Consider the following 18,932-nt stretch of genomic DNA (forward strand, 5'->3'; position numbering starts at 1 on the left):
GGTGTCGGGTGCCGGAGGCTCGCACGGACCGCGGGAGCGGTGGTCCGCCGCGACCGGTCGTGAGTGTTTAGGGCGGTTCTAACCGCCCTAAACACTCACGAGCCACCCGCTCAGTGGCGGCGGTAGGACAGGCCGTACCCGTACGGGAAGAGGGCCTGCTGCCCGTCGCCGACGTTGATCGGTTCCTGCGCCGAACTCCGCGGCCAGGTGAAGCTCAGGCGGCCGGTCGGGTTGTAGTCGCCGTAGAGGACGTCCGCGACGCCCGCGCCTTCGCTGCCCGGCAGCCAGGCCGCGACGAGCCCGTCGATGGACGGCAGCTCGGCCGCGATGTCCAGCGGCCGCCCGGAGACGGTCACCACGACCAGCGGCACCCCCGACGCCTTCAGCTTGCCGAGGAGGGCGACGTCTTCGGCGTCGAGGCCGAGTCCGCCCGGCCGGTCTCCCTGCCCTTCGGCGTACGGCGTTTCGCCCACCACGGCGACCGCGACCTCGTAACTGGCGTCGATTCCATCACCCGCACGGTCATAGGTCACCTCCGTGCCCTTCCCGGCACCCGAGCGGATGCCGTCGAGGATCGTCGTGCCGGGGATGACGCGTTCGCCGCTCTGGCCCTGCCAGGTGAGGGTCCAGCCGCCCGCCTGGTTGCCCATGTCGTTCGCGTTCTTCCCGGCCACGAAGATCTTGTTGTCCTTCTTCGCCAGCGGCAGCACGCCGTGGGAGTTCTTCAGCAGCACCTGCGACTCGCGCACCGCCTGCCGCGCCACCGCGCGGTGGGCCGCGCTCCCGAAGTCCTTCTGCTGCGAGCGGTCGGTGTACGGGTGCTCGAACAGGCCCAGCTGGAACTTCTTGGTGAGGATCCGCCGGTTGGCGTCGTCGATGCGGGACATCGGGACGTGTCCATTTTGGACTTCAGCACGCAGGGTGTCGATGAACTTCTGGTAGTCGTAGGGGACCATCACCATGTCGATCCCGGCGTTGACGGCCTGGCTGACCTCGGCCGCGGTGAAGCCGGGCTGGCCGTCGATCTGGTTGATGCCGTCCCAGTCCGAGATGACGTAGCCGCCGAAGTGCAGCTCGCCCTTCAGCAGGTCGGTGATCAGGAACTTGTTGCCGTGGTCCTTGACGCCGTTCCAGCTGTTGAAGCTGATCATCACCGAGCCGACGCCGTGCTCGACCGCGGCCCGGAACGGCGGCAGGTGGATGCGGCGCAGTTCCTCGAGGCTGATCTGCGTGTCGCCCTGGTCGACGCCGCCGGTCGTGCCGCCGTCGCCGATGAAGTGCTTGGCCGTGGCCATGATCGACGTCCGGTCCGCCAGCGAGCGGCCCTGCATGCCTTCGATGATCACCGAGTTCGCGACGGCGTTGCGGGGGATCTCGCCGAAGGACTCGTAGGTGCGGCCCCAGCGGTCGTCGCGGGCGACGCACAGGCACGGCGCGAAGCCCCACTTCACGCCGGTGGCCGCGGCTTCGGACGCGGTGACCGCGCCGATCTTCTCGACCAGGCGCGGGTCGTTCGCGGCCCCGAGGCCGATGTTGTGCGGGAAGACCGTCGCGCCGTAGACGTTGTTGTGGCCGTGGACGGTGTCGGCCCCGTAGACGATCGGGATGCCGAGGCCGGTCGACGTCGCCGCCCGCTGGTAGGCGTCGACCATGTCCGCCCACCCTTGCGGCGTGTTCGGCGTCGGCGTGGAGCCGCCGCCGGAGAGGATGGAGCCGAGGCGGGCGGTGGCGGACTGGGCGGGCGTCGCGGCCTGGCGCTCGGCCTCGGTCATCTGCCCGATCTTGTCGTCGAGCGTCATCCGCGCCATCAGGTCCTGGACGCGGACGGAAACCGGAGCGTGCGGGTTCTTGTAGAGCGGCGTGGCGGCGGCGGAGGCCGCGGGCGCCAGCGCGGTGCCGGACAGCAGCAGAGTGGCGAAGACAGTGGCGCGCAGTGATCTCTTGGCGCGGAGGAGCGGCATTGTTCCCTCCGAAAACGATCAATCGACCCATATGTTGCGAGCCACAACAAACTAACTCGCTCCGAACGTGTCGCCGGTCACAATTCGGTCACGACAGCCTGCCGGGTACGTTCGCGGGGTGCAGTTCGTCCTCGCTTCCCAGTCCCCCGCCCGGCTCGCCCTGCTGCGCTCGGCGGGCCTCGACCCGGCCGTGTTCGTCTCCGGTGTCGACGAAGACGCCGTCGCCGCGTCCCTGACCGACCCGTCGCCCTCCGAGCTGGTCGCCGCCCTCGCCGCGGCCAAGGCCGAAGCCGTCCTCGACCAGGTCGCCGCGGCCCACCCGGACGCCGTCGTCGTGGCCTGCGACTCGATGCTGAACATCGGCGGCCGGATGGTCGGGAAGCCGGGCGATCCGGACACCGCGCGGCGGCGCTGGGCAGCGATGGCGGGGACATCCGGTGAACTGCTCACCGGGCACGCGGTCGTCCGGCTCGACGGCGGGACGCGCGCGAAGGAGGCGTCCGGCTGGGAGTCGACGACCGTCCGGTTCGGCACCCCGAGCGCGGCGGAGATCGACGCCTACGTCGCCAGCGGCGAGCCGCTGCACGTGGCGGGCGGCTTCACGATCGACGGCCTGGGCGGCTGGTTCGTCGAAGGACTCGACGGCGGCCACACCTCGGTCATCGGCATCAGCCTGCCCCTGACGCGCCGCCTGCTGGCCGAGGTCGGCGTGAGTGTCGTGGATCTCTGGCGGTCTCCCATATCCTGAGAAAGGCGCCACACGAACGGGTGATCCGGAAGAGTGCCCCCTTGCCTAACGTTCTCTTCACGAGGCAAGTTAAGAAACTTTCGAGCACCGGAGTCGCCCCGTGTCTTTCGTACGGACATACACCAAGCCGCGGGTGTTCGCGGCCGCGGTTCTCGGCTCGCTCGTCGTCGGCGCCCTGCTCGGCGTCGTCGCGCGGCAGACCGAGGCCGGCTGGCTGACCGATCTCCTCGACCAGATCGGCACCATCTTCACCACGCTGCTGCAGATCGCGGTGATCCCGCTGGTCTTCACGGCGATCGTGGTCGGCATCAACAGCCTCCGGAAGCTCGGCGGCGGCCGCACCGCCGCGCGTCTCGGCGGCAAGACGGTCCTGTGGTTCGCGATCACGTCGTTCGTCGCGTCGCTGATCGGCATCGCGATCGGCCGGATCTTCAACCCCGGCTCCGGCGGGCTCGGCGGCGTCACGGCGACCGCGAAGAACGCCGACAAGGCGGCACAGAGCGTCGACCACTGGGGTTCGTGGAGCGCGTTCGTGAACGGGCTCCTGCCGGAGAACTTCGTGAAAGCGTTCTCCGACGGCGAGACGCTGCAGGTGCTGTTCCTCGCGCTGGTGATCGGCGCGGCCGCGTACAGCCTGGGTGACAAGGCGAAGCCGTTCGTGGACTTCACGACGAGCGTCTTCGAAATCATCCAGCGGTACCTCGGCTGGATCGTCCGGCTGGCCCCGATCGGCATCATCGGCCTGATCGGCGCGGCGGTCTCCAACTACGGCGACGCGTTGTTCCGCCCGCTGTTCTCGACGACGCTCGCGGTGTACGTCGGCTGCTTGCTCGTGCTGTTCGTCGTCTACCCGATCCTGCTGCAGTTCGTGGCGAAGGTCAGCCCGCTGAAGTTCTTCGCCAAGGCGGGCACGGCGATCCAGTTCGCGTTCGCTTCGCAGTCTTCGGCCGCGACGCTGCCGCTGACCCGCCAGTCGGCGGTGAACCTCGGCGTCCAGCCGGCGTACGCGGCCTTCGCGACCCCGCTCGGCAGCGCGACCAAGATGGACGGCTGCGCGGCGGTCTTCCCGGCGATCGCGGCGATCTTCGTCGCGAACCTGGCCGGGGTGTCGCTGAACTTCTGGCAGTACGCCGGCATCGTCGTGGTCGCCGTGGTCGGCGCGCTGGCGACGGCGGGGACCACGGGCTGGCTGACGGCGTTCACGCTGACGACGTCGTTCATCGGCCTCGACGCCAAGCAGGTCGCGCTCGGCCTGGCCCTGATCTACTCGGTCAACCCGATCATGGACATGATGCGCACGGCGACGAACGTCGCGGGCCAGATCGTGGTCCCGACGATCGTGGCGCGCAGCGAGGGTCTCCTCGACGACGAGGTCCTCAACGCACCGACGGACCGCCCGCAGCACAGCGACGACGGCACGTCGGCCCGCCACACGGCACCCGCCCCCGCCTGACCCAAGCGCCCCAATGTGGCCTTGGTTGCGTCTGACGCACCGAAGGCCGCCTTGGTTGCGTCAGACGCACCGAAGGCCACATTGGGGCGCTTGGGTCAGGGGCAGGCGCGGAGGTCGGCGCGGGTCAGGCGGATGTCCGGCCAGCCGCGCAGGTCCGAGGGCGCCGTGAAACGGCGGGTGCAGCCCACCGGTTTGCCCGTCAGGTCGTAGACCTCGGCCAGCACCGGCGCCGCTTCGCACTGCGGGGAACCCGACGCCGCGTCCGCGCAGTCGTGGCGGACCACGATCACGTCCGGGCGGCCGTCGGCCGTGACGTCGTAGAGCGACAGCGTTCCCGCGTCCGAGTAGTACGGCTTGAGCGGGTCGCGCCACACTCCCCCGCTGCCGACCAGCAGCTCGCCGTAGGCCGCGGTGCCGTCGTCGCCGACGTCGCCGCGGACCAGGCACGTCGGGGCGGCGCCGTCGACGCAGCGCAGCGAGTTCCGGTCCAGCCGCACGCCCAGCTGGGCGATCGCCAGCTCGAAGACGGTGCCCGGCTCGGGCCCGACGCGCAGCCGCGCCGAGCCGCCGGTGGGATCGGTGAGCAGCACGACCGGCGTCCCGTCGACCATCGACTCGGCGAGCGGGCGGCACGGGCCGTCCCCGCAGGTCACCACGGGAGCCACCGGACCGGCGGCGGGTTCGGACACCCCCGCCGACGGCTCGGGCCGCGGCCGCAGCAGGAACACCGCGCCGATCGCGCCGATGGTCACCACCGCGGCCAGCACCGCGGTGAGCAGCGCCGACCGAGGCGTCCGCGCTGCCGAAGTCCGCATAAGACAGAGCGTAAGCCGCTTCGCGACGTTGCGTGCGCAGCGCCCCGTCGCGATGTGGTGGGTTCAACCCGACGGGGTCACGGCTAGCGGAGAGTACCCGTCTATGTTGTCCGGGTGACGAACCCGAACCTTCCCCCCGCCCTGTACCTCCCGACCGGACCGGTCGACCCCGCGGCCGAAGGCGCGTCGATCGAACTGCGCCGCACGCCCGACGGCCGCACCGCGCTGGTCGCCTTCACCGCGCTGGACCGGCTGATCGACTGCTGCGGCGAGCACCAGCCGTGGGTGCTGGTGAACACCGAGCACCTGCCGAAGGTGCACGCCGCGAACCCGTACGACGTCATCGTGCTCGACTCGCCGCTGCCCGCGGAGCTGCGTCACCCCGCGTGAGGGTGGTTCAGCTCTCACTCAAGGGACGCACGACGTCAGATCCGTAGACTTCCCGAAGGTCAGCAGAGCAGCTGTCGGGACGCAGGAGGTGCGGGGTGGCCGAGCAGGTCGGCGAAACCACGGGTGGTCCGGTGACCAAGATCCTGGTCGCCAACCGGGGTGAAATCGCGGTACGCGTGATCAGAGCGGCCAAGGACGCCGGTCTCGCCAGCGTCGCCGTGTACGCCGACCCGGATCGCGACGCACCGCACGTCCGCCTGGCCGACGAAGCCTTCGCGCTGGGCGGCACGACGGCCGCCGAGAGCTACCTGAACTTCGACAAGCTCCTCGACGCCGCCAAGCGGTCGGGTGCCGACTCGGTGCACCCGGGCTACGGCTTCCTCTCCGAGAACGCGGACTTCGCCCAGGCCGTCCTCGACGCCGGGCTGACCTGGATCGGGCCGAGCCCGCAGTCGATCCGCGACCTCGGCGACAAGGTCACGGCGCGCCACATCGCGATGCGCGCGGGCGCGCCGCTGGTGCCGGGCACCAAGGAGCCGGTCAAGGACGCCGCCGAGATCGTCGCGTTCGCCGACGAGCACGGCCTGCCGGTGGCCATCAAGGCCGCGTTCGGCGGCGGTGGCCGCGGCCTGAAGGTCGCGCGCACCCGCGAAGAGATCCCGGAGCTGTTCGAGTCGGCCACCCGCGAGGCGGTCGCCGCGTTCGGCCGCGGCGAGTGCTTCGTCGAGCGGTACCTGGACAAGCCGCGCCACGTCGAAGCGCAGGTGCTGGCCGACATGCACGGCAACGCGATCGTCGTCGGCACCCGCGACTGCTCGCTGCAGCGCCGCCACCAGAAGCTCGTCGAGGAGGCGCCGGCGCCGTTCCTGAGCGACGAGCAGCGGGCGCGCATCCACGAATCGGCGAAGGCGATCTGCAAGGAAGCCGGGTACTACGGCGCCGGCACGGTCGAATACCTCGTCGCCGTCGACGGCACCATCTCCTTCCTCGAGGTCAACACGCGCCTGCAGGTCGAGCACCCGGTGTCGGAGGAAACCACCGGCCTCGACCTCGTCCGCGAGATGTTCCGCATCGCGCGCGGCGAAAAGCTGCGGATCACCGAAGACCCCGAGCCGCGCGGCCATTCGATCGAGTTCCGCATCAACGGCGAGGACGCCGGCCGCGGCTTCCTGCCCGCGCCGGGCACGGTGACGAAGTTCGTCGCGCCGAGCGGGCCGGGCGTGCGCGTCGACTCCGGTGTCGAGTCCGGCAGCGTGATCGGCGGCCAGTTCGACTCGATGCTGGCGAAGCTGATCGTCACCGGCTCGGACCGGAACAACGCCTTGGAGCGCAGCCGCCGCGCGCTCGACGAGATGGTCGTCGAGGGCATGGCGACGGTGCTGCCGTTCGACCGCGTGATCGTCAACGACCCCGCGTTCATCGGTGATGAGAACGGTTTCAGCGTGCACACGCGGTGGATCGAAACCGAGTTCGACAACCAGATCGAACCCTTCGTGGCGCCCCAGGTCGAGGCCGCCGAAGAGGCACCGCGGCAGAACGTCGTCGTCGAGGTCGGCGGGCGCCGGCTCGAGGTGTCGCTGCCGGGCGGGTTCGCGCTCGAAGGCGGCGGCGGTGGCGGCACGGCCGTCAAGGCGAAGCCGCGCAAGCGCGCGGGCGGCGGCAAGGCCGCGGTGAGCGGCGACGCCGTCACGGCGCCGATGCAGGGCACCATCGTGAAGGTGGCCGTCGAAGAGGGCCAGACGGTCGAAGCCGGTGAGCTGATCGTCGTCCTCGAGGCGATGAAGATGGAAAACCCGGTCACCGCACACAAAGCGGGCACCGTCACCGGCCTCGCGGTCGAGGTGGGCGCCGCCGTGACGCAGGGCACGCAGCTTCTCGAGATCAAGTAGGACAGTTCGTTACAGATGTCGTGGTGGGCCGCCCCCGAGGCGGCCTACCATCGACTACGTGACCGACGTTCCGGCTCCGCAGCTGCGGATCAGCGACCAGAACCGCGAATCCGCGCTGTCCGCGCTCGGTGAGCACATGACCGCGGGGCGGATCGACATCGACGAGTACGGCGAGCGGTCGGCCCGCATCACGGCGGCGAAGACGCGCGGCGAGCTCGGCGAGATCTTCGCGGACCTCCCCGCCCCGCACCCGCGCTACGAAGACAGCCCGCCGCCGGTCGCAGCACCCGAACCCGCCGCCGCGCCCGCGCCGTCCGGGCCGGGTAACTGGTCGCCGCCGCAGCGGTTCCTCGCCGCCTTCGTCCCGCTGCTGTTCATCGTCACGATCGCGCTGATCGCCACCGGCGTCGTCCACGGGACGCTCATCCTCGTCCCGATCGGCCTCGCCGTCTTCGGCCGGTCGATGTGGGGCCACGGCGGGCCCCGCCGCCACGACCGGCACCTGCGCGACCGCGAACGCCGCCGCGCGCTGCGGGACTCCTACCGGCGCGAGCTGGGTCGCTGATCCTGCCGTGGGCGACATGCGGTTGAGCGACGCCGAACGCCAGGACGCCCTGGACGTCCTGGAAGAACACGTCCGCACCGGGCGGCTCGACATCGACGAGTACGGGACCCGCTCCGCCAAGGTCACGGCGGCCAAACGGGTCAGCGAGCTCATCCCGTTGTTCGACGACCTGCCGTCGCCGCGCCCGAGCGCGCTGGTGCACGGGGCGCCCCCGGTGCCGGCCATGTCCGGCGACAACCCGCTGGCGAACTTCCTGACCAGGAGCGCGGTGCCGATCGCGATCGTGCTGGCGATCGTGGTGCTCATCCTGTCGCGGGGCCGGTTGCTCATCATCTCGGTGGCGCTGCCGCTGGTGGTCGCGGCGATCGCGGGGATGCGCCGCCGTCGCTAAACCCTTCCCCGGCGTCACGCGTGTCGGTGACGTCGATTTCAGGGGAGGAGATCCACATGGGATTCGGATCGATGAGACGCGCGGCCGTGCTGGCGGCGGCCGCGGTGTGCGCGGTGACACTGGCGCAGCCCGCCGAGGCGGCGGGGCTCGGGCAGTGGCGGGCCGAGCTGCTGGCCATGCCCGACGGTTTCGCGGACGCGACCGGGCACGTGCAGGGCACCGACAGCCACGGCGGGTACGCCGGGGACCTCTGGCTGGACGGGATCTCCCACATCGTGACGTGGACGCAGGGGAAGCCCACGGTCCACCCGCAGCCCGAGGGCTACGAGGCCGCCGACGTCGTGGACGAGAACTCCGCCGGGACGATCCTCGGCAACGCCAAGGGCGGCTTCTGGTCGCAGCCGATGCTGCTCGACCACGGCCGCTACGAGCTCTTGTTCACCCCGGGCGACTGGGCGAGCCTGCGCGCGGTGGCGCTGAACGAACGCGGCGACGTCCTCGCCGGCGCCCAGCCGAACGACGGCGGCCCCGGGGCGGCGGTGCTCTGGCCGGCCGGCGACCGGGCGCACCCGGTGGTGATCACCGGCCTGCCGTACCTGAGCGCGGCGGACATCGACGACGACGGCACGGTCCTGCTGAACTCGTTCGGCAAGTCCTACACCTGGCGCGACGGAACGTTCCAGCAGCTCACGGCCCCGCCGGGCGCGGCGTGGGTCACCGCGGCGGCCATCCGGAACGGGCAGATCACCGGCAACGCCCTCGCCTCCGACCTGCTCACCAGTCAAGGCGTGCGCTGGCGTTCCCCGGGTCAGCCGGAGGTGCTGCCGTCGTCGAGCACGACGTTCGGGCTCAACGGGTTCGGCCTGATCGCCGGGAACGGCCCCCGCCCCGACCCGGTCGGTCCGGTGGGTCCCCTCTCGACGTGGCTCGCCGGACGGGCGACGGGCCCGCTGCCCCTGGCCGGGTACGCGGCGGGCTACGCGAAGGCGGTGGGCGACGACGGGACGATCGCCGGGGTGGTGTCGAACCTGGACCCGTCGGACGGCGGCCGTCCGGTGGTGTGGCGGTACCGCCTCCGCTGAGGCCGGGGCCTTGATCGCCGGGCCGGGGGCGACGTGCTCCCGGCCTGGCTAGGCTGGGCGGAGTGGAACCGGTGGAGATCAACGCGGGCACCTACTACCTGCGCCAGCTGCGCGCCGACCGGTACATCGACGACCGCCCGTTGCTGATGGAGGCGTTCGCCGATCCGACGCACCGCAAGTACGTGCTGAACTACCGCCTCCGGACGCTGGACGAGGCGACGGAGTACGTGGCGCTGCGGGCGGCCCAGTGGGCGGGCGACGAGCGCTGTTCGTGGGCGATCGCGGAGCCGACATCGGGGAGACTGCTGGGCGAAGTGGGACTGCGCGAGCTGGACCTGGCGTCGGACTACGCGGAAGCGACGATCTGGGTCCACCCGGCCGAGCGAGGCAAGGGCATCGCGACGACGGCGTTGAACGCGGCGTTGCGCTTCGGGTTCGGCGGGCTCGGGCTGCGCGAGGTGAGCTACCGGTACGAGGAGAGCAACACGGCGTCGGCGATCGTGGCGGAGCGGTGCGGGTTCACGCTGGTGGGCCCGGAGGCCGAGCGGGCGCCGACCGGGGAGCGCCTGATCCGGTGGCACCGCACCGCCTGACCGCCGCTCAGCTCACCGGCTCCACGATGCCCGCCCGCGCCTCCGGGGCCGCCGAGCGCAACGCGTCCGCCGCCTCGTCGCTCGGCTGGGACTGGGACTTGCGCTCCGCCTCGACCCGGGCGCGGTACACCTCGATCTCCCGCTTCACCGTCTCCGGCGACCAGCCGAGCACCTCGCCCACCAGCGTCGCCACCTGTTCCGCGCAGTCCACGCCGCGGTGGGCGTACTCGATCGAGATGCGCGTCCGGCGCGCCAAGACGTCCTCCAGGTGCAGCGCCCCTTCGTGCGAAGCCGCGTACACCACCTCGACGCCCAGGTAATCCGGTGCGTGCTCGATCGGCTTCAGCAGCTCCGGGCGGCCATCCGCCGATGCCAAGACCTCGTGGACCAGCGACCCGTAGCGGTCCAGCAGGTGCCGGACCCGGTACGGGTGCAAGCCGTGCTCGGCGGCCAGGTGGTCTGCCTGGTTCACCAGTGCGTGGTAGCCGTCCGCGCCCAGCAGCGGGACCTTGTCCGTGATCGACGGCTGGGACCGGCCCGGCAAGTCGACCGCCGCCGCGTCGACCGCGTCCGCCGCCATCACCCGGTACGTCGTGTACTTGCCGCCCGCGATCGCCACCAGGCCCGGGGCCACCCTGGCCACCGCGTGCTCGCGCGAAAGCTTCGACGTCTCTTCGCTTTCCCCCGCCAGCAACGGCCGAAGACCCGCGTACACGCCTTCGATGTCGTCGTGCGTCAGCGGTGTCGCCAACACGCTGTTGACGTGCTCGAGGATGTAGTCGATGTCGTGCTTCGTCGCCGCCGGGTGCGCCAGGTCGAGGTTCCAGTCCGTGTCCGTCGTGCCGACGATCCAGTGGTTGCGCCACGGGATCACGAACAGCACCGACTTCTCCGTGCGCAGGATCATCCCCGACTCCGAGACGATCCGGTCGCGCGCCACGACGATGTGCACGCCCTTGCTCGCGCGCACCCGGAACCGCCCGCGGCCACCCGACAGCCGCTGCAGCTCGTCGGTCCACACGCCCGTGCAGTTGATCACCGCGCCCGCCGAGATCTCCGTCTCGCGGCCGTCCTCGACGTCGCGCACGCGCACGCCCGACACCCGGTCCGCCTCGCGCAGGAAGCCGACCACCTGGGTCGACGTCCGGACGACCGCGCCGTAGTGCGCCGCCGTCCGCGCCACCGTCATCGTGTGGCGGGCGTCGTCGGACTGCGCGTCGTAGTAGCGGATCCCGCCGATCAGCGCCGACCGCTTCAACGCCGGCACCATCCGCAGCGCACCCGCGCGCGTCAGGTGCTTCTGGCCGGGGACGCTGCGCGCGCCGCCCATCGTGTCGTACATCAGCAGCCCCGCCGCCGTGTACGGCCGCTCCCACACGCGGTGCGTCAACGGGTACAGGAAGCTGACCGGCTTCACCAGGTGCGGCGCGATCGTCGTCAACATCAGCTCGCGTTCGCGAAGCGCTTCCCGGACCAGTCCGAACTCGAGCTGCTCCAGGTACCGCAAGCCACCGTGGAAGAGCTTGCTCGACCGGCTCGACGTGCCCGACGCGAGATCCCGCGCTTCGACCAGGGCGACCCGCAACCCGCGCGTCGCGGCGTCCAGCGCCGTGCCCGCGCCGACGACGCCGCCGCCGATGACGACGAGGTCGAACGTCTCCTCACCGAGCCGTCGCCAGGTCTCTTCCCGCCTGGCCGGGCCCAGTCGAGCCGGGTTCGTCTCCGCTGCGTGCTGCTGCGCCACGTGACATCCTCCTCGTGCTGGCGAGGCTTCCAGCATCGCACGACCTGGTGATCATCCGCCCGTCCACGGATGACACGTGTGGCGTAACCCTCCGCGATCTTGTCGAGATTCGGCTACCCGGTGCCTGGAATGATCTTCGCCACCCCGGTAACGTCGCCCGGACGTGGGTCGGCAACGGGGCCGTGGCACGCCGTGATCGACCCTGCGCAGAGTGTCCAGTGTGGAGGTGCAGCGGTGAGTGCTGGGGCAATAATCGTCTGGGAACTACTGGGAACGGCCGCGCTGATCCTGCTCGGCAACGGTGTGGTCGCGAACCACGTGCTCCGCAAGAACAACGGTCACAACGGCGGATTCCTGTTCATCACCTTCGGCTGGGCGTTCGCCGTCTTCACCGGCGCCAGCATCGCCGCGCCCACCGGCGCCCACCTCAACCCGGCGGTGACGCTGGGCCTGGCCATCTCCGGCAAGGTCTCCTGGGCCGACGTCCCCTTCTACTTCATCGGCGAGATGGCCGGTGCGATCATCGGCGCCGTGCTCTGCTGGGCCGCCTACAAGCTGCAGTTCGACGACCACCCCGAGCCCGAAAACACGCTCGGCATCTTCTCCACCGCGCCGCAGATCCCCAACACCGCCTGGAACCTCGTCACCGAGATCATCGGCACCTTCGTCCTGGTCGCCTGGATCCTGCTCAGCCCGGTCGCCGCGGCCGCGTCGCCGGACGGCGTGCCGACCTTCGGCAACTCCGCACTGGGCTACGCCGGCGTCTCGTTCGTGGTGCTCGTGATCGGCACGTCGCTCGGCGGGCCGACGGGCTACGCCATCAACCCGGCCCGCGACCTCGGCCCGCGGATCGCGTACGCGTTCCTGCTGCCGATCAAGAACAAGGCCAACGCCAACTGGGGCTACTCGTGGATCCCCGTCGTCGGCCCGCTCGCCGGCGGCGCCCTCGCGGCCCTGCTGTACCTCGCCGTCCACAACCTGACCTGATCGCCCGTTCGACGGATTCCCGGGAGCACACATGACTTCGTACGTAGCCGCGATCGACCAGGGCACCACGTCGACCCGGTGCATGATCTTCAACCACGAAGGCCGCGTGGTCGCCGTCGACCAGCGCGAGCACGAGCAGATCTTCCCGCGCGCCGGCTGGGTCGAGCACAACGCCGAAGAGATCTGGGAGAACACGCGCCAGGTCGCGGCGGGCGCGTTGGCCAAGGCCGACCTGCACAGCAAGGACATCGTCGCCGTCGGCATCACCAACCAGCGCGAAACCGCGCTGGTCTGGGACAAGAAGACCGGCAAGCCGGTGTACAACGCGATCGTCTGGCAGGACACACGTACCGACAAGATCGTCACCGACCTCGGCAACCTCGGCGGCGGCCAGGAGCGCTACCGCGACAAGGTCGGCCTCCCGCTCGCGACGTACTTCTCCGGCCCCAAGATCAAGTGGATCCTGGACAACGTCGAAGGCGCGCGCGAGAAGGCCGAAGCCGGCGACCTGATCTTCGGCAACATGGACACGTGGGTGCTGTGGAACATGACCGGCGGCGCCGACGGCGGCGTGCACGTCACCGACCCGACCAACGCCTCCCGCACCATGCTGATGGACCTCGACACCCTGCAGTGGGACGCCGAGATCGCCGGTGAGATGGGCATCCCCCTTTCGATGCTGCCGGAGATCCGCTCCTCGTCCGAGGAGTACGGCAAGGTCCGCGAGAAGGGCGCGCTGGCCGGCGTGCCGATCGCGGGCATCCTGGGCGACCAGCAGGCCGCGACGTTCGGCCAGGCCTGCCTGTCTCCCGGCGAGGCCAAGAACACCTACGGCACCGGCAACTTCATGCTGCTCAACACCGGCACCGAGAAGGTGATGTCGCAGAACGGGCTGCTCACCACGGTCTGCTACAAGATCGGCTCGAACGACACGGTGTACGCGCTGGAAGGCTCCATCGCCGTCACCGGTTCGCTGGTGCAGTGGCTGCGCGACAACCTCGGCATGATCACGACCGCGGCCGAGATCGAGGAGCACGCGCGCAGCGTCGAGGACAACGGCGGCGCGTACTTCGTCCCGGCGTTCTCGGGTCTGTTCGCTCCTTACTGGCGCTCCGACGCGCGCGGGGCGATCGTCGGGCTCACCCGGTTCGTCAACAAGGGACATCTGGCCCGCGCGGTCCTGGAGGCGACGGCCTTCCAGTCGCGCGAGGTCATCGACGCGATGAACGCCGACTCCGGGGTCCCGCTGAAGTCGCTGAAGGTCGACGGCGGGATGGTCGTCAACGAGCTGCTCATGCAGTTCCAGGCCGACATCCTCGGCGTGCCGGTGATCCGCCCGGTGGTAAACGAGACGACGGCGCTGGGTGCCGCGTACGCCGCCGGGCTGGCGGTCGGGTTCTGGGAGTCCGAGGACGACATCCGCACCAACTGGGCCCAGGACAAGCAGTGGAATCCGGCGATGGACGAGTCCCGCCGCGAGCGCGAGTACCGCAACTGGAAGAAGGCCGTGACGAAGACCTTCGACTGGGTCACGGACGAGGACTGACCGGCGGGGCCGGGGGCGTCGCTCGGGCGCCTCCGGCCCGCCTGCCGACTCGGCCGGTGTTGCGTGGCCGGGCTGCTCAGCCTGGTTGGCACGCCGCGGGGACGGTCGCCCGGCCCGCCGCCATGCCGCTCAGCGCGGGTGCGCCGCCGAGGCGGGTTCGCCCGGCCCGACTTCGCCCGACGCGGCTCGCCGGGCCTGGGCAACGCTGCACCTCGGCCCGCCGCCCGCGCCACCACACGCTCAGCGCGGCTACGGCGGCCGCCGGTTAGGTGCGCCCGGCAGACCGACCCGGCGCAACTCGCCGGGCCGCAGTGCCGCTGAGCGCGGCTGCCGGGTGGGTTCGCCTGGCGGGACTCGCCCGCTCGACCCGGCGCGGCCGCCACCGCGCCCGGTCAACCGTGCATGCTCGGCCTCCTGGCTCAGTCCTCCCAACCCTCGGGCTTGCCGGACTGCTCGTTCGGCGCGATGACCAGGAAATGCACCCCCTGGTCGTCCATGACGCGGACCTGCCTGCCGTACGGGGAGTCGAACGGCTGGTCCAGCGCCTGCCCGCCCAGCTCGACCACCTTCGCCGCGCTGGCGTCGGCGTCCGCCACCGAGAAGTACGTCGACCAGTTCGACGGCACCTCCGCCGGGACCGATTCCGGGAGGGCTCCCAGTCCGCCCACCGGGCGGCCGTCGATCAGCAGCACCGCGTACGTGAAGTCCTCGTTCGACAGGTCCTGGAAGCCGTAGCCGAAGACCTGCTCGTAGAACGCCTTCGCCGCCGGGTAGTCGCGGCTCATGCACTCGTTCCAGGCCAGCGTGCCCGGGGCCGCCGTCACCTGGGTGCCGATGTGGTTGCCGTCCTCCCACAGGCCGAACACCGCTCCCGCCGGGTCGGCCGCCACCGCCATCCGGCCTTCCTTCATCACCTCCATCACCGGCATCAGGAGCTGCCCGCCCGCCTCGGTGATGGCCGCGACCGTCTTGTCCACATCGGACACCGACAGGTACGTCGTCCACACCGGCGGCATCTCCTGGCCCGGTGGGGTCTGGCCGATGCCCGCGACCGGCCGGCCGGCGAGCATCGCCATGCCGTAGAACCCGGTCTCTTCACCGCCCGTCTGCACGTCCCAGCCGAACAGGCCGCTGTAGAACGCCACCGCCTTCGCCTGGTCCGGCACCATCAGGTCCACCCAGCTGGGCGTGCCGTCAGGCCACCGCTCGTCCCGGAACAACATCTCGACTCCCAACCCTCGTCCGCGCCGCCTCGGGTGACGGCCGACACAGTCTTGCACCCACCACCGACAAAACCAGGGCCGAAGGACTCAGGGGCTGACGAGCTTCGCGTAGACGACGATGTTGTCGACGTAGTTGTGCGCGGTCCGGTCGAAAACACCGCCGCAGGTGATCAGGCGCAGCTCAGGACCCGCTGTGTCGTCGTAGACGCCTTCGTTCTCGAACGTCTCCTTCGGCACCTGGTGCACCTTCGTCACCTCGAACGACGCCGTCGTGCCATCCTTTCGGGCGATCTCGACGCGGTCACCGGGGGCCAGCTCCTTCAGCCGGAAGAAGATCCCCTTCTGGTGGTTGCCGTCGACGTGCCCGAGGACGATCGCGGGGCCGACCTCGCCCGGCGTCGGCGCGTACGTGTACCAACCCGCCTGCAACGGCGTCGTCACCGGCGGCACCTGGATGGTGTTGTCCGGGTTGAGGCCCAGCGGGACCAGCGACGAACGCGCGTCGATCTTCGGGATGTCGATCGAGACCGGTTCGGACTTCGGCAGCGCCGCTACGGCGGGCCGCGGGTCCACCGCCACCGGACGGGCGGGCGGCGGCTGCGCGGTCGACGGCTCCGGGTCGCCACCGAGCGTCAGCACCAGCACCACCACCAGCGCGGCCAGCAGGGCCACGACGAGGGCGATCAGGTAGCCCCGTCGGCTCGTGCTCCTCGTGGTCATCTTCTCCCCCGTGACCGGCGCCTGCCGTTCACACGTCCGGGTGGTCGGGCTCCGACCGTACGCTCCGGTCAGCGCCGCCAGGCCCGCCGGGCGAGCACGAGCCCGCCGCCGCCCACCGCGAGCGCGCCCATCGCCGCCGCGGCCGCGAGCGGGCCGCCGGAGTCGCCGGACGGGCCGCCGCCGGTCTGCGGGGCCCCCGTCGGCACCTTGACGACCTGCTTGACGTCACTCGACACGGTGAACTTCGTGGTCAGCTCCGCGCCGCCGCAGGAGAACGACACCGCGTAGACCCCCGGCTTCGCCTGGTTCACCACCGCCGACGCGGCCGCGGCCGGCGCCTTCGCCGGGTCGTGCTGCGGGCCGACGCGGCGCAGCGAGCCGATGGTGAGGACGGGAGAACTCAGGTTCTGGGTGGCCGAGGCCTCGCAGCCGAGGCGGATCTCCACCTTCGCGCCCGGGCGGGCCGCCGCGGGCAGCACGCGGAGGTAGGCCTTCGGGTTCCCCGCCGGGGCGTCCGTCGGCGAAGGAGCGGCGAAAGCCATCGGGGCACTCAGCACCAGTCCGGCCGAAACACCGGCGAAAACCAGGATCCTGCGCATTTCTCTCCCCTTTTGACGCATTCGCGGATTCGCGTTCACGGGCGCCGGCCGCAGTCCCCCTGCCTCGGCTTTCCCGTCTTCCTGTACCTCTGAAGACGTCTCGGCCCGATTCAGGTTGCGCCCATGAAAAAACCGCCCCGGGAACACCCGAGGCGGTCAGCGGAGATTTCGGGATCAGCCCGCCATGCTGCCGTCGCCCGCTTTCGCGGCACCGGACGGCACCTTCGCGACCTGAGCCGCGGGCACCGAGAACTGCGTGCTGTATGTCTGGCCGCCGCAGGTCACGGTCAGCGGGTACGTCCCCGCCGCGGTGCCCGGCTTGATCGCGGCGTCGGCGCTGATGTTCGCGTCGACGCCCATGAACGGCCCCGGCGTGTAGTTGGAGAAGGTGAGCACCGGCGAGGCGAACGTCGGCGACGCGCCTTCGCACTTGGCCAGCGCGACGTTCGGCGCGTCCCGGACGTACTTGTCCACGAGCGTCTGGTTGATCGCCGTGTTGACGTTCAGCTGGACCATGCCCGGCGCGGCACCGGTGCTCTGCTGCGCAGTCGCGGGCGCCGCCAGCGCCGTCGCTCCGATCACCGCTGCCGCAACGAAAACCACCGTCTTGCGCACCATCGCACCCTTCGCGTCCTTCAGCCTGACAACCGACAAGACGCGACGGGGCGCGACGGGTTGCCTACGAAACCGGCCGGAATCAGTCGAGATCGTCGTGGCGCATGAGCTGGCGCCCGGCCTCGGTGATCGAGCCCGACAGCGACGGGTACACCGAAAATGTCAGTGCCAGGTGGTCCACTGTGAGCTGGTTCTGGACGGCGAGCGCGATGGGGAGGATGAGCTCGCTCGCCGTCGGCGCCACGACGACACCACCGACGACCACGCCGGTGGCGGGGCGGCAGAACAGCTTCACGAAGCCTCGGCGGAGGCCCTCCATCTTCGCGCGCGCGTTGGTGGCCAGGGGCAGCATGATGGTGCGCGCGGGCACCTCGCCGGAGTCGATCGCCTGCTGGCTGATGCCGACGGTGGCGATCTCCGGGTGGGTGAACACGTTGGCGGCGACGGTCTTGAGCTTGATCGGCGCGACGCCTTCGCCCAGCGCGTGCCACATCGCGATGCGGCCCTGCATGCTCGCCACCGAGGCCAGCATCAGCACGCCGGTGCAGTCGCCGGCGGCGTAGATCCCGGGAACGGAGGTGCGCGAAACGCGGTCGACGGTGATGAACCCGCCGGGGCCGGGCTCGATGCCGACCTTGTCCAGGCCGATGTCCTTGGTGTTGGGGACCGAGCCGACGGTCATCAGCGCGTGGCTGGCTTCGATCACGCGGCCGTCGGCGAGGAAGATCTCGACGCCCTTTTCGGTGCGCTCGACGCGGTCGGCGCGCGCCTGCTTCGCGACGGTCGTGCCGCGCTGCGAGAAGACCTCCTCGAGCACCGCGGCGGCGTCGGCGTCCTCGTGCGGGAGGACGCGGTCGCGGCTGGAGACGACGGTGACCTTGACGCCCATCTCGGTGTAGGCGGACGCGAACTCGGCGCCGGTGACGCCGGAGCCGATCACGGCGAGGTGCTCGGGCAGCTCCTGGAGCTCGTAGAGCTGGCGCCAGTCGAGGATGCGCTCGCCGTCCGGCACCGCGCCGGGCAGCACGCGCGGGGTCGCGCCGGTGGCGATGAGGACGACGTCGGCGGGCAGCTTCTCGGTGCCTTCGGACGTCGTCACGGCGACCTTGTGGGTCGCGAGGCCGGGCTCTTCGTCGCAGAAGCGCGCTTCGCCCGCGATGACGCGGACGCCTTCGCGCTGGACGCGGGCGCGGATGTCGGCGGACTGGGCGAGGGCGAGGCCCTTCACCCGGCCGTGGACGGTCGGCAGGTCGACGCTCGTGTCGGCCATGTCGGTGTTGATGCCGAGCTCGCCGAGGTCGTGCATCTTCGCCAGCGCGCCGGAGCTCGCGATGAACGTCTTCGAGGGGACGCAGTCGTAGAGCACGCAGGCGCCGCCGAGGCCGTCCCGCTCGACGATCGTGACGTCGGCGCCGTGCTGGGCCGCGACGAGCGCGGCTTCGTAGCCGGCCGGGCCCCCGCCCATGATCACGATCCTGGTCACCTGAGTCCTCCTCGAAGTGCGAGATTGCGGTGCCCTCACCGTACGCGGCGGCGGTGACCGGACACTGAAGTGGGCGAACACGGCGAGTGCGTCCACTCGGGCCGGGCGGGGGTCGCTAGGCTGTCCGC

Annotated in this window: 18 protein-coding genes; 10 read left to right on the forward strand and 8 right to left on the reverse strand. The window is 70.8% G+C overall.

From position 1 onward, the window contains the following. Positions 1 to 110 precede the first annotated feature (110 nt). Entirely contained in the window at positions 111 to 1,961 is a 1,851-nt protein-coding gene (locus QP939_RS07880) for a glycoside hydrolase family 3 protein (RefSeq protein WP_285455925.1), read from the reverse strand. Positions 1,962 to 2,079: 118 nt separating this feature from the next. On the opposite strand from QP939_RS07880, the gene QP939_RS07885 reads away from it, so the two are divergent. Together QP939_RS07885 and QP939_RS07890 are read left to right on the forward strand one after the other, a co-directional pair. Further along, positions 2,080 to 2,709, forward strand: coding sequence for a Maf family protein (locus tag QP939_RS07885; RefSeq protein ID WP_285455926.1), 630 nt, complete (start codon positions 2,080 to 2,082; stop codon positions 2,707 to 2,709). Positions 2,710 to 2,809: 100 nt separating this feature from the next. Beyond that, a complete protein-coding gene (locus QP939_RS07890) occupies positions 2,810 to 4,162 on the forward strand; it encodes a dicarboxylate/amino acid:cation symporter (RefSeq protein WP_285455927.1) in 1,353 nt (450 codons plus the stop codon). 95 nt (positions 4,163 to 4,257) lie between these two features. Here QP939_RS07890 and QP939_RS07895 read toward each other — a convergent pair whose 3' ends face one another. Beyond that, positions 4,258 to 4,977 (reverse strand): hypothetical protein, encoded by a 720-nt coding sequence (locus tag QP939_RS07895; RefSeq protein ID WP_285455928.1) that lies wholly within the window; start codon positions 4,975 to 4,977, stop codon positions 4,258 to 4,260. Between the two features lie 114 nt (positions 4,978 to 5,091). On the opposite strand from QP939_RS07895, the gene QP939_RS07900 reads away from it, so the two are divergent. The 6 genes from QP939_RS07900 (at position 5,092) to QP939_RS07925 (ending at position 9,887) form a co-directional block, all read left to right on the forward strand. Next, positions 5,092 to 5,367, forward strand: coding sequence for an SAV_915 family protein (locus tag QP939_RS07900; protein ID WP_285455929.1), 276 nt, complete (start codon positions 5,092 to 5,094; stop codon positions 5,365 to 5,367). A gap of 95 nt (positions 5,368 to 5,462) precedes the next feature. Beyond that, complete coding sequence (locus QP939_RS07905) at positions 5,463 to 7,256, forward strand: acetyl/propionyl/methylcrotonyl-CoA carboxylase subunit alpha (RefSeq protein ID WP_285455930.1); 1,794 nt, start codon at positions 5,463 to 5,465, stop codon at positions 7,254 to 7,256. Positions 7,257 to 7,314: 58 nt separating this feature from the next. Further along, entirely contained in the window at positions 7,315 to 7,821 is a 507-nt protein-coding gene (locus QP939_RS07910) for a DUF1707 SHOCT-like domain-containing protein (protein ID WP_285455931.1), read from the forward strand. Positions 7,822 to 7,828: 7 nt separating this feature from the next. Next, positions 7,829 to 8,212, forward strand: a complete 384-nt coding sequence (locus tag QP939_RS07915; protein ID WP_285455932.1) for a DUF1707 SHOCT-like domain-containing protein — start codon at positions 7,829 to 7,831, stop codon at positions 8,210 to 8,212. Between the two features lie 56 nt (positions 8,213 to 8,268). Continuing rightward, positions 8,269 to 9,294 carry a hypothetical protein gene (locus tag QP939_RS07920; protein ID WP_285455933.1) on the forward strand — a complete coding sequence of 342 codons (1,026 nt, stop codon included), beginning with the start codon at positions 8,269 to 8,271 and terminating at the stop codon, positions 9,292 to 9,294. Positions 9,295 to 9,356: 62 nt separating this feature from the next. Next, complete coding sequence (locus QP939_RS07925) at positions 9,357 to 9,887, forward strand: GNAT family N-acetyltransferase (protein WP_285455934.1); 531 nt, start codon at positions 9,357 to 9,359, stop codon at positions 9,885 to 9,887. Positions 9,888 to 9,894: 7 nt separating this feature from the next. On the opposite strand, the gene QP939_RS07930 is transcribed toward QP939_RS07925, so the two are convergent. Further along, on the reverse strand, positions 9,895 to 11,667 hold the full coding sequence (locus QP939_RS07930; RefSeq protein ID WP_434219638.1) for a glycerol-3-phosphate dehydrogenase/oxidase: 1,773 nt from the start codon (positions 11,665 to 11,667) through the stop codon (positions 9,895 to 9,897). Between the two features lie 198 nt (positions 11,668 to 11,865). Here QP939_RS07930 and QP939_RS07935 point away from each other — a divergent pair, with 198 nt between their 5' ends. Both QP939_RS07935 and glpK read left to right on the forward strand, forming a co-directional pair. Then, a complete protein-coding gene (locus QP939_RS07935; protein WP_285455936.1) occupies positions 11,866 to 12,618 on the forward strand; it encodes an MIP/aquaporin family protein in 753 nt (250 codons plus the stop codon). 31 nt (positions 12,619 to 12,649) lie between these two features. Then, a complete protein-coding gene (gene glpK / locus QP939_RS07940) occupies positions 12,650 to 14,164 on the forward strand; it encodes a glycerol kinase GlpK (protein WP_285455937.1) in 1,515 nt (504 codons plus the stop codon). Between the two features lie 419 nt (positions 14,165 to 14,583). Here glpK and QP939_RS07945 read toward each other — a convergent pair whose 3' ends face one another. The 5 genes from QP939_RS07945 to QP939_RS07965 all read right to left on the reverse strand — a co-directional run bounded on the left by QP939_RS07945 (position 14,584) and on the right by QP939_RS07965 (position 18,804). Beyond that, positions 14,584 to 15,387 (reverse strand): VOC family protein, encoded by an 804-nt coding sequence (locus QP939_RS07945; RefSeq protein ID WP_285455938.1) that lies wholly within the window; start codon positions 15,385 to 15,387, stop codon positions 14,584 to 14,586. A gap of 87 nt (positions 15,388 to 15,474) precedes the next feature. Beyond that, the gene (locus QP939_RS07950; RefSeq protein WP_285455940.1) at positions 15,475 to 16,107 is read right to left on the reverse strand and encodes a class F sortase; all 633 of its coding nucleotides are present in this window, start codon (positions 16,105 to 16,107) and stop codon (positions 15,475 to 15,477) included. Positions 16,108 to 16,175: 68 nt separating this feature from the next. After that, positions 16,176 to 16,706, reverse strand: a complete 531-nt coding sequence (locus tag QP939_RS07955) for a hypothetical protein (protein WP_285455942.1) — start codon at positions 16,704 to 16,706, stop codon at positions 16,176 to 16,178. Positions 16,707 to 16,880: 174 nt separating this feature from the next. Continuing rightward, entirely contained in the window at positions 16,881 to 17,321 is a 441-nt protein-coding gene (locus QP939_RS07960) for a hypothetical protein (protein ID WP_285459689.1), read from the reverse strand. An 82-nt stretch (positions 17,322 to 17,403) separates the two neighbouring features. Further along, positions 17,404 to 18,804, reverse strand: coding sequence for an NAD(P)H-quinone dehydrogenase (locus QP939_RS07965; protein ID WP_285455943.1), 1,401 nt, complete (start codon positions 18,802 to 18,804; stop codon positions 17,404 to 17,406). Between the last annotated feature and the right edge of the window lie 128 nt (positions 18,805 to 18,932).

Source organism: Amycolatopsis nalaikhensis, assembly GCF_030264295.1.
In the GTDB taxonomy this organism is placed as follows: Bacteria; Actinomycetota; Actinomycetes; order Mycobacteriales; family Pseudonocardiaceae; genus Amycolatopsis; species Amycolatopsis nalaikhensis.